Origin of the sequence: Pseudoxanthomonas sp. GW2 (assembly GCF_000283075.1) — a bacterium.
Taxonomy (GTDB): Bacteria; Pseudomonadota; Gammaproteobacteria; order Xanthomonadales; family Xanthomonadaceae; genus Pseudoxanthomonas.
Genome location: NZ_ALIP01000095.1, coordinates 1 through 10,595, shown reverse-complemented (window position 1 = coordinate 10,595; position 10,595 = coordinate 1). Strand labels below are relative to the sequence as shown.

Genomic DNA, 10,595 nt, shown 5'->3' with positions numbered 1-10,595 from the left:
ACGCGGGCGGGCGCCATGCCCGGGGGGGGCATGCCGCGAACGGAAACGGCGCAGCCGGTGGTGCGGCCCGGGAAGGCGGGCCGACCTGGCGGCACCTGGCCGCAGCCGTTCGCGGCGGGGGACGCTGTCCCGCGACCTGTTTCCCTAACGGCCGCGGCAGCGCGGCGGTTGAGGGGCTGCACCGGCCCAGTTGCGCGATCAGTGACCGCTGCCGCGGTTTGCCGCCGGGGCCGCCGCGCGTGCCCGGCGCGACCGGTTCCCACAGCGGCGATGTTGCATGGCAACATCAGGCGCATCCCCCGCCGCCCCGTCCCGATGCCGCGCGTCCTCCTGGTCAACGACACGGACAAGCCGATCGCCGAGCTGCGGCAGGCGCTGGCCGATGCCGGCTGCGAGGTGCTGTCGCACGTCTCCACCGCGGGCCTGCTGCGCGCGGTGCAGGAGCAGCAGCCGGACGTGGTGATCCTGGACGTCGAATCGCCCTCGCGCGACACCCTCGAACAGCTGGCCATCGTCGACCGGCATGCGCCGCGCCCGGTGGTGATGTTCTCGGCCGACGGCGACGAACGCCTGATCCGCGAAGCGCTGGGTGCCGGCGTGGCCGCCTACGTGGTCGACGGGCTGGCGCCCGGGCGGCTGGCCTCGATCCTGCGCGTGGCCATGGCCCGCTTCGAGCAGCAGGCGCACCAGCGCCAGCGCGTGGATGAGCTGGAGCAGCGCCTGCAGGACCGCAAGGACATCGAACGCGCCAAGGGCCTGCTGATGGACCGCCGCGGCATGGCCGAGGCCGAGGCCTACGCCGCGCTGCGCCAGCAGGCGATGAAACAGGGCCTCAAGCTCGCGGACGTGGCGCGCCGCATCCTGGCCATGGCCGACCTGCTGGGCTGACCGCATGACCGATACCCGCGCCACCACCGCCTTCCTCCGCCCGCTGGACGTGGGCTTCATGCCGCTGCTGGACGCCGCGCCCCTGCTGGCCGCCTCGCACCTGGGCCTGGACCGGCGCCATGGCCTGCAGCTGCGCCTGCACCGACAGCCGTCGTGGGCCACGCTGCGCGACCGCCTGCTCACCGGCGCGCTGGACGCGGCGCAGGCGATGTCGGCGATGGTGCTGGGCGTGCAGGCCGGGATCGGCGGGCCGCAGGCGGACCTGGCCATCCTGCTGGGGCTCAACCACAACGGCCAGGCGATCGTGCTGGGGCCGGCACTGGCCGCCGGCCTGACCGGGGGCCGCCCGCTGCCGGAGTTGCTGCGCGCGCTGCCGCGGCGGCCGGTGTTCGCGCAGACCTTTCCCACCGGCACCCACGCGCTGTGGCTCTACTACTGGCTTGCGGCGCAGGGCGCGGATCCGTTGCGCGACATCGAGGTGGTGACCCTGCCGCCGTCGCGCATGCCGCAGGCGCTGGCGGAAGGTGAACTGGATGGATTCTGCGCCGGCGAGCCCTGGGGCGCGGAGGCCGAGAACCTGGGCGCGGGCCGGCGCGTGGTGGCCAGCGGGCGGCTGTGGCCCGGGCACCCGGAAAAGGTGCTGGCCACCCGCCGCAGCTTCGCCGCGCTGGAACCGGAGCTGGCGGTCGCGCTCACCGCCGCGGTGCTGGAAGCCTGCCGCTGGCTGGACGCCGATCCGGACCACCGCCGCCAGGCCGCGCAGTGGCTGTCGGCCGACGATGCGATCGGCGTGCCGGCGCAGCGCCTGCTCGCCGGCCTGCTGCCGGCGGGCGAGCCCGGCCAGGTCCTGCAGTTCCACGCCGATGGCCAGGCGAACTTCCCGTGGATCTCCGATGGCCGCTGGATCCTGGGCCAGTTCCGCCGCTGGGGCTGGCTGCCGCCGGCGGATGGCGACGAGGCATGGTTGGTGGATGTGTTCCGCACCGGCAGCTACCGCGAGGCCGCGGCGCTGCTGGGCGTGCCGGTGCCGGATGGGGATTCGCGCCCGGGCGCACCCGCGCCGCCCTGAGCGCGACGTGCACGCGCACGGTGCGCGATGGCACCGCGGAGGTGCATGACGCCGGTCGTGGCGCGCGTCCGGGCACGCCGCCCCGGCGTCCCTGGATTCCGGCGGAACGCAGGCGGCACAAGGCTTCCGGTGGTCCGTGCTGCATCGCAGCGGACGTTGGCACGCTGATTGCGTAGTCCATGGTGCGGGTGCAACGAGGTGCCCGCACCAAAACCTGCAAGTCCGGCCAACGGCGGCCGGCACGAAGACAACGGCGTCTTCCGGCCACCCGGCCGGGAGGCGCTTTTTTGTTTCCAGCTCCGCGGTGCCCCCACCGCTGCCAGGAGAGACCCGGATGGACCGTTCGTTCTGGAAAGCCGGACACACGCCGACCCTGCTGTCGGCCTTCCTCTACTTCGACCTCAGCTTCATGGTCTGGTACCTGCTGGGCCCGATGCAGGTGCAGATCGCGCAGGCGCTGCAACTGGACACCCAGCAGCGCGCGCTGATGGTGGCCGTGCCGATCCTGTGCGGTGCCGTGCTGCGCCTGTTCCTCGGCCTGCTGGCCGACCGCATCGGCGCCAAGACCACCGGCGTGCTGGCGCAGATCGTGGTGATCGCCGCGCTGGCCGTGGCCTGGCGGCTGGGCGTGCACAGCTTCGGCCAGGTGCTGCTGCTGGGCGTGATGCTGGGCGTGGCCGGCGCCTCGTTCGCGGTGGCGCTGCCGCTGGCCTCGCGCTGGTATCCGCCGCAGCACCAGGGCACGGCGATGGGCATCGCCGGCGCCGGCAACTCCGGCACCGTGTTCGCCGCGCTGCTGGCGCCTGCGCTGGCAGTGGCCTACGGCTTCCAGAACGTGTTCGGCCTGGCCTGCATCCCGCTGCTGCTGGTGCTGGCGGTGTTCTGGACCTGTGCGCGCGAGGCGCCGGTGGTGGTGGCACGCAAGGGACTGGGCGACTACGCACGGGTGCTGGTCGGCAACCGCGACTCGTGGTGGTTCATATTCTTCTACGCGATCACCTTCGGCGGCTTCTCCGGCTTCGCCAGCGCGCTGCCGGGCTATTTCCACGACCAGTTCGCGTTCGAACCGAAGGTCGCCGGCTGGGCCACCGCCGCCTGCGTGCTGGCCGGCTCGGTGATGCGGCCGCTCGGCGGCGTGATCGCCGACCGCATCGGCGGCACCCGTTCGCTGCAGGCGGTGTACGCCGCGGTGACGGTGCTGGTGGCCGCCGCGGCCTTGCAGGTGGGCGGCCCGGTGGTGACCGTGGCCCTGTTCGTGCTGACCCTGCTGTGCCTGGGCGCTGGCAACGGCGCGGTGTTCCAGCTGGTGCCGCAGCGCTTCGGCGCCGAGATCGGATTGATGACCGGACTGATCGGCATGGCCGGCGGCGTCGGCGGCTTCCTGCTGGCGGCCGGGCTGGGCGTGGTCAAGCAGCAGGCCGGCAGCTACGGCCCGGGGCTGTGGCTGTTCGCCGGCATCGCCCTGGCGGCCTCGCTGTGCCTGGTCGGGGTGAAGCAGCGCTGGCGCGTCGGCTGGGCACGCCTCGGCGACGCCCGCGTGTAGCGGTTCCTTCAGTTCCTTCCTCCCCCACAGCAGGCAGACCGCCATGAGCTACGTGAGCCCCTCCGAACTGGCCGCGAAGATGGTCGACGCAGGCCAGGCCAAGATCCTGATGTCCACCCGCGACACCGTGATCCGCGCCTACATGGCCGGCGCGATCCTCGCCCTGGCGGCCGCGTTCGCGGTGACCGTCACCGTGCAGACCGGGCAGCCGCTGCTGGGCGCGCTGCTGTTCCCGGTCGGCTTCTGCATCCTCTACCTGCTCGGCTTCGACCTGCTGACCGGCGTGTTCACCCTGTGTCCGCTGGCGGTGATCGACCGCCGCCCCGGCTGCACCTGGCGCGGGGTGCTGCGCAACTGGGGCCTGGTGTTCGCGGGCAACTTCGCCGGCGCGCTGACGGTGGCGGTGTTCATGTCGATCATCGTCACCTTCGGCTTCAGCACCGCGCCGGATGCCATCGGCCAGAAGCTGGGGCATATCGGCGAGGCGCGCACCCTGGGCTATGCCGCCCACGGCGCGGCCGGGATGCTGACCCTGTTCGTGCGCGGCGTGCTGTGCAGCTGGATGGTCTCCACCGGCGTGGTCGGGGCGATGGTGTCCTCCCACGTGTCCGGCAAGGTCATCGCCATGTGGATGCCGATCATGGTGTTCTTCTACATGGGCTTCGAGCACTCCATCGTCAACATGTTCCTGTTCCCGAGCGGACTGATGCTCGGCGGGCAGTTCTCCTTCGGCGACTACCTGGTCTGGAACGAGATCCCGACCGTGGTCGGCAACCTGGTTGGCGGCCTGACCTTCGTCGGCCTGACCATGTACGCGACCCATGCCCGCACCGCCGCCGGTGCCGCCGTTGTGCCCCCTGCGCCCGCTTCGTCGCCGGCGCCGGGCGCCACTGCCGGGACCGCCTGAGTGCAGCCGGCCATGGCCAGTCCGACGATGACATCGCACGACCCCTTTGTTGCCATGGAAGGCGACTCCTCCCAGCACGCGGCACCGCTGCGGATCGTGGTCGATCCGCTGACCGGTCCGGAGATCGCGGCGCTGCTGCAGGAGCACCTGGACGAGATGTACCGGCTGTCGCCGCCGGAAAGCGTGCATGCGCTGGACCTCGACCGCCTGCGCGCGCCGGACATCACCTTCTGGAGCGCATGGGATGGCGACGTGCTGCTCGGCTGTGCCGCGCTGCGCGAGCTGGATCCGGCCCACGGCGAGGTCAAGTCGATGCGCACCGTGGCGCGCGCGCGTCGCCGCGGCGTGGCGGCGGCGCTGCTGTCGCGGGTGGTCGAAGAGGCGCGCCGTCGCGGCTACCGGCGGCTCAGCCTGGAGACCGGCAGCCAGCCCGCCTATGTGCCGGCACGCGCGCTGTACGCGCGTGCCGGCTTCCGTCCCTGCGCTCCGTTCGCGGATTACGTCGAGGACCCCTGTTCCACGTTCATGACCCTGGCCCTGCAGGGGCCAAGCGAGGAAACACGATGAAGAAGCCCAGGCTGGTGGTGGTGGGCAACGGCATGGCCGGCATCCGCACGCTCGAGGAGCTGCTGAAGCTGGTGCCCGGGATGTACGACATCACGGTGTTCGGCGCCGAGCCGCATCCCAACTACAACCGCATCCTGCTGTCGCCGGTGCTGGCCGGCGAGCAGGACTTCGACGACATCGTGCTCAATCCGCTGTCCTGGTACGCGGACAACGGCATCACCCTGCACCTGGGCAAGGAGGTCACCCGGATCGACCGCGTGCGCCGCAGGGTGGTGGCGGCCGACGGCACCGAGGCCGAGTACGACCGCCTGCTGCTGGCCACCGGTTCGGTGCCCTTCATCCTGCCGATCCCCGGCAAGGACCTGAAGGGCGTCATCGGCTACCGCGACATCCACGACACCCGCACCATGATCGAGACCGCGAAGGTGAAGCGGAACGCGGTGGTGATCGGCGGTGGGCTGCTCGGGCTGGAGGCGGCCAACGGCCTCAGGCAGCGCGGCATGGAGGTGACCGTGGTGCACCTGGCCGGCTGGCTGCTGGAGCGCCAGCTCGACCCGGTGGCTGGTGCGCTGCTGGAGAAGTCGCTGCGCGAGCGCGGGCTGGACTTCAGGCTCAACACCTCGACCACGGAGATCGTCGGCAACGAGGCTGGCGAAGTGGCCGCGGTGCGCTTCTCCGACGGCGGGGAGGTCGCCGCCGACCTGGTGGTCATGGCCGCGGGCATCCGTCCCAACACCGCCCTGGCCCAGGCCGCCGGCATCCACTGCAACCGCGGCATCGTGGTCAACGACACCCTGCAGACCTACGACCCGCGGGTGTACGCGGTGGGCGAATGCGCGGCGCACCGCGGCATCGCCTACGGCCTGGTCGCGCCGCTGTTCGAGCAGGCGAAGATCTGCGCCAACCACCTGGCCACCTTCGGCATCGGTATCTACAAGGGCTCGGCGGTGTCGACCAAGCTCAAGGTCACCGGCATCGACCTGTTCTCCGCCGGCGACTTCATGGGCGGGGAGGGGACCGAGGAGATCGTGCTGTCGGATCCGGCCGCCGGCCTGTACCGCAAGCTGGTGATCCGCGACGACCGCCTGGTCGGTGCCTGCCTGTACGGCGACACCGCCGACGGCGCCTGGTACTTCAAGCAGATCAAGGACGGCACCGCGATCGGCGGGCGCCGCGACACCCTGGCCTTCGGCGAGACCGCGATGGGCGAGGCCGGCACCGCCGGCCAGGACCGCGCCGCGACCATGGCCGACACCGATGAGGTCTGCGGCTGCAACGGCGTGTGCAAGGGCACCATCGTCAAGGTGGTGCGCGAGCAGGGCCTGTTCACCGTGGACGAGGTCAAGAAGCACACCAAGGCCGCCAGCTCCTGCGGCTCGTGCACCGGCCTGGTCGAGCAGATCCTGATGAACTGCCTGGGCTCCAACTTCCAGGAGACGCCCAAGACCAAGGCGGTGTGCGGCTGCACCAGCCTTACCCACGGCGAGGTGCGCCAGGCGATCCGCGAGCACCACCTGGTCAGCCACGCCCAGGCCTACGCCTTCATGGAATGGCGCACGCCCAACGGCTGCGCCACCTGCCGCCCGGCGATCAACTACTACATGCTCTCGACCTGGCCGCGCGAGGCGGTGGACGACCCGCAGAGCCGCTTCATCAACGAGCGCGCGCACGCCAACATCCAGAAGGACGGCACCTTCTCGGTGGTGCCGCAGATGAAGGGCGGCGTCACCAATCCCTCCGAACTGCGCCGCATCGCCGACGTGGCCGACAAGTACGCCATCCCCATGGTCAAGGTCACCGGCGGCCAGCGCATCGACCTGCTGGGCGTGCGCAAGGAAGACCTGGTCGATGTCTGGCGCGACCTGGGAATGAAGTCCGGCCACGCCTACGGCAAATCGATCCGCACGGTGAAGACCTGCGTGGGCAGCGAGTTCTGCCGCTTCGGCACCCAGAACAGCACGCAGATGGGCATCGACCTGGAAACCATGCTGGCCAACATGTGGAGCCCGCACAAGGTCAAGCTCGCCGTCTCCGGCTGCCCGCGCAACTGCGCCGAAAGCGGGATCAAGGACGTGGGCATCATCGCGGTGGATTCGGGCTGGGAGATCCACGTCGGCGGCAACGGCGGGATCCGCACCGAGGTCGCGCAGTTCCTGTGCAAGGTGCGCACGGCCGAGGAAGTGAAGGAATACACCGGCGCCTTCCTGCAGCTGTACCGCGAGGAGGCGTACTACCTGGACCGCACCGTGCACTACATCCAGCGCGTGGGCCTGGAGTACGTCAAGCGCAAGGTGGTCGAAGACGCCGAAAGCCGGCGCGCGCTGTACGAGCGCCTGCTCTATGCGCTGGAAGGCCTGCCGGATCCGTGGCAGGCGCGGATCGCCGGCGAGCGTCCGCGCGAGTACACGCCGCTGAAGCTGGAGGCGCCGGAGCGGCGCATCCCCGCGACCCTGGAGGACTGACATGCCCACGAATGCCAACTGGGTGCGGGTGTGCACGCTCGGGGAGATCCCGCTGCTGGGATCGCGCGTGCTGGACTGCGGGCAGGGCGAGGCCATCGCCCTGTTCCGTCCAGAGGCGGGCAAGGTGTTCGCCCTGGCCGACCGCTGCCCGCATCGCGGCGGTCCGCTGTCGCAGGGCATCGTCGCCGGGGAAACGGTGACCTGCCCGCTGCACGGCTGGAACATCCGCCTCGACGACGGCCAGGCCTGCGCCCCTGACGTGGGCTGCGCGCGCACCTACCCGGTGCAGCTGCGCGGCGAAGAGGTGTGGCTGGCGCTGCCGCTGGAACCGGCCACGCCGGCGGGCACCGCGGAGGCGGTGGCCTGATGGACGGCGCCGTCCGCACCGCGCAGGCGCCGCCGGCGGTGGAGCGGCGCACCACCCGCAGCACCTGCTGCTACTGCGGCGTGGGCTGCGGCGTGCTGGTGCACAGCCGGCACGATGCCGCCGGCGAACGCATCACGGGCGTGGAAGGCGATCCCCTGCATCCGGCCAACCTGGGCCGCCTGTGCAGCAAGGGTCGCACCCTGGCCGAGACCGCGCGCAGCCTGCAGGGCCGCGCCCTGGTGCCGGAGCTGCGCCACCGCCGCCAGGATCCGCGCCGGCCGGTGGACTGGGCGGTGGCGCTGGACAGCGTGGCCGACCGCCTGGCCAACATCGTCGAGCGCCATGGCCCGGACGCGGTGGCGTTCTACCTGTCCGGGCAGCTGCTGACCGAGGACTACTACGTCTTCAACAAGCTGGCCAAGGGCCTGCTGCGCACCAACAACATCGATACCAACTCGCGGCTGTGCATGTCCGCCGCGGTGGCCGGCTACAAGCTGGCCTTCGGCGCCGACGGCCCACCCACCTGCTACGAGGACCTGGAGCAGGCGAAGACCGTGCTGTTCGCCGGCAGCAATGCCGCCTGGGCGCATCCGGTGCTGTTCCGGCGGCTGGAGGAGGCGAGGGCGCAGGATCCGGACGTGCGCTGGATCGTGGTCGATCCGCGCCGCACCGATACCGCGGCCATGGCCGACCTGCACCTGCAGATCCAGCCCGGCACCGACGTGGCCCTGTTCAATGGCATGCTCCACCACCTGGTGTGGGAGGGGCTGCTCGACCAGGACTTCATCGACCGCCACACCACCGGCTTCAGCGAACTCAAGCGCCTGCTGCGCGACTACAGCCCGCGCATGGCGGCGGAGATCTGCGGCGTGCCGGTCGAGGACCTGGTGACCGCGGCCGAGTGGTTCGGGCGCAGCCCGGCGTCGCTGTCGCTGTACTGCATGGGCCTGAACCAGTCGGTGCACGGCACCGACAAGAACCTGGCCCTGATCCACCTGCACCTGGCCACGCGCCAGCTGGGCCGTCCGGGGGCGGGGCCGTTCTCGTTGACCGGCCAGCCCAATGCCATGGGCGGGCGCGAGGTCGGCGGCATGGCGACCATGCTGGCCGCCCACCGCGAGATCGCCGATCCGGCGCACCGCGCCGAGGTCGAGGCCTTGTGGCAGCTGCCGCCCGGCAGTCTGTCGCCGCAGCCCGGACTGGCGGCGGTGGAGCTGTTCGAGGCCGTGCGCGCCGGCCGGATCAAGGCCATCTGGATCGCCTGCACCAACCCCGCGCATTCGATGCCCGACCTTGGCCCGGTGCGCGAGGCGCTGCAGCGCGCCGAGCTGGTGATCGTGCAGGAGGCTTTCGCCAATACCGATACCGTGCCTTATGCCGACGTGCTGCTGCCGGCCGCCACCTGGGGCGAGAAGGAGGGCACGGTCACCAATTCCGAGCGCCGCATCTCGCGCGTGCGCGCCGCGGTGGCGCCGCCGGGACAGGCGCGTCCGGACTGGTGGATCGCACGCGAGGTCGCGCTGCGGCTGGAAGCGCGACTGGCCGTGCCGGGCGCCGCGCCGCTGTTCGCCGCCGACACGCCTGCGGCGATCTTCGCCGAGCACCGCGCGCTGACCGTGGGCCGCGACCTGGATATCGGTGGCCTCGACTACGAGTTGCTGGAGCAACGCGGTCCGCAGCAGTGGCCTTTCCCGGCAGGAGCCACGCAAGGCGATGCCCGCCGCTATGCCGACGGCGTGTTCGCCACCGCCGATGGTCGCGCACGCTTCCACGCCACCCCGTACCGGCCAGTCGCCGAGCCGACGTCGGCGCGTTTCCCGCTGCGCCTGCTGACCGGGCGCCTGCGCGACCAGTGGCATGGCATGTCGCGTACCGGGCGGGTGCCGGCGCTGTACACGCACAGCCCCGAGCCTGCGCTGCGCATGCACCCCGAGGATGCGGCACGGCGCGGCCTCAAGGCCGGCGAGCTGGTGCGCGTGTCCAGCAAGCGCGGCGGCCTGGTATTGCCGCTGGAGCTGTCCGACGAGGTCGGCTCCGGCACCGTGTTCGCGGCCATGCACTGGAGCGGCCAGCACCTGGCCAGCGGCGGCATCAACGAGCTCAGCCAGCCGGCGGTCGACACGCGCTCGCGCCAGCCCGAGCTCAAGCACGCCGCGGTGCGGGTGGAGAGGGCGGAGTTCGGCTGGCATCTGCTGGCCGCGCGCCGTGGCGACGTGCTGGCGATGCATGCCGCGGTGCAGCCGTTGCTTGCGGCGTGCGGTTACGCCTCGGTCGCGCTGCAGCCGGACGTGGATCCGGAAGCCGTCGAAGGCAGCGGCTGGGTGGTGCTGCGCGCTGCGGCCTCCGGGGCGATGCCAGCCGACTGGCAGGCCGCGCTGGAGAACGCGCTGGGCCTGGCCGCCTCCGCCGACACCCTCGAGTACCGCGACGCCCGCCGCGGCCAGCTCAAGCGCGTGGCCTGGCGCGTTGCCGCAGGGGCCAGCCGTATCGATGGCTTGCTCTGGAGCGACGTGCGACCCGGCGGCGAAGCCCTGCTGCGCACCGCGCTGGCGGGCGAGCCCTGGCAGGGCTCGCGCCTGGCCGCCTTTGCCGCGCTGCCCGAAGTGGCGCGCGATGCGGTGGTCTGCGTCTGCCGCCAGGTCAGCGAATCGGCGATCCGGGCCGAAGTGCGCGCCGGCGCCGACCTGGCCGCGCTGAAGCAGCGCCTGGGCTGCGGCACGGTCTGTGGCTCCTGTGTCCCGCAACTCACCCGGCTCGTCCGCCAGGCCGCCAGCGCCTGACCGCCGCCCCCC

General features: G+C 71.8%; 8 protein-coding genes. All 8 read left to right on the top strand.

All coding sequences use genetic code 11. The annotated features are described in order from the left end of the window. Positions 1–315 precede the first annotated feature (315 nt). The 8 genes from B351_RS0107140 to B351_RS0107105 all read left to right on the top strand — a co-directional run bounded on the left by B351_RS0107140 (position 316) and on the right by B351_RS0107105 (position 10,583). Positions 316–888, top strand: coding sequence for an ANTAR domain-containing response regulator (locus B351_RS0107140; protein WP_019398362.1), 573 nt, complete (start codon positions 316–318; stop codon positions 886–888). A 4-nt stretch (positions 889–892) separates the two neighbouring features. Further along, entirely contained in the window at positions 893–1,957 is a 1,065-nt protein-coding gene (locus tag B351_RS0107135; RefSeq protein ID WP_019398361.1) for a CmpA/NrtA family ABC transporter substrate-binding protein, read from the top strand. 373 nt (positions 1,958–2,330) lie between these two features. Next, positions 2,331–3,500, top strand: a complete 1,170-nt coding sequence (locus B351_RS0107130; RefSeq protein WP_026010466.1) for a NarK/NasA family nitrate transporter — start codon at positions 2,331–2,333, stop codon at positions 3,498–3,500. Between the two features lie 43 nt (positions 3,501–3,543). After that, positions 3,544–4,407: a formate/nitrite transporter family protein gene (locus B351_RS0107125; protein WP_019398359.1), complete on the top strand. Its 864-nt coding sequence runs from the start codon at positions 3,544–3,546 to the stop codon at positions 4,405–4,407. Between the two features lie 54 nt (positions 4,408–4,461). Further along, positions 4,462–4,974, top strand: a complete 513-nt coding sequence (locus B351_RS0107120) for a GNAT family N-acetyltransferase (RefSeq protein ID WP_019398358.1) — start codon at positions 4,462–4,464, stop codon at positions 4,972–4,974. After that, on the top strand, positions 4,971–7,436 hold the full coding sequence (gene nirB / locus B351_RS0107115) for a nitrite reductase large subunit NirB (protein ID WP_019398357.1): 2,466 nt from the start codon (positions 4,971–4,973) through the stop codon (positions 7,434–7,436). The genes B351_RS0107120 and nirB overlap by 4 nt, the downstream gene beginning before the upstream one ends. Position 7,437: 1 nt before the next feature. Further along, positions 7,438–7,803 (top strand): nitrite reductase small subunit NirD, encoded by a 366-nt coding sequence (gene nirD / locus B351_RS0107110; protein WP_019398356.1) that lies wholly within the window; start codon positions 7,438–7,440, stop codon positions 7,801–7,803. Beyond that, entirely contained in the window at positions 7,803–10,583 is a 2,781-nt protein-coding gene (locus B351_RS0107105) for a nitrate reductase (protein ID WP_019398355.1), read from the top strand. Before nirD ends, B351_RS0107105 begins: the two co-directional genes overlap by 1 nt. Positions 10,584–10,595: the final 12 nt, after the last annotated feature.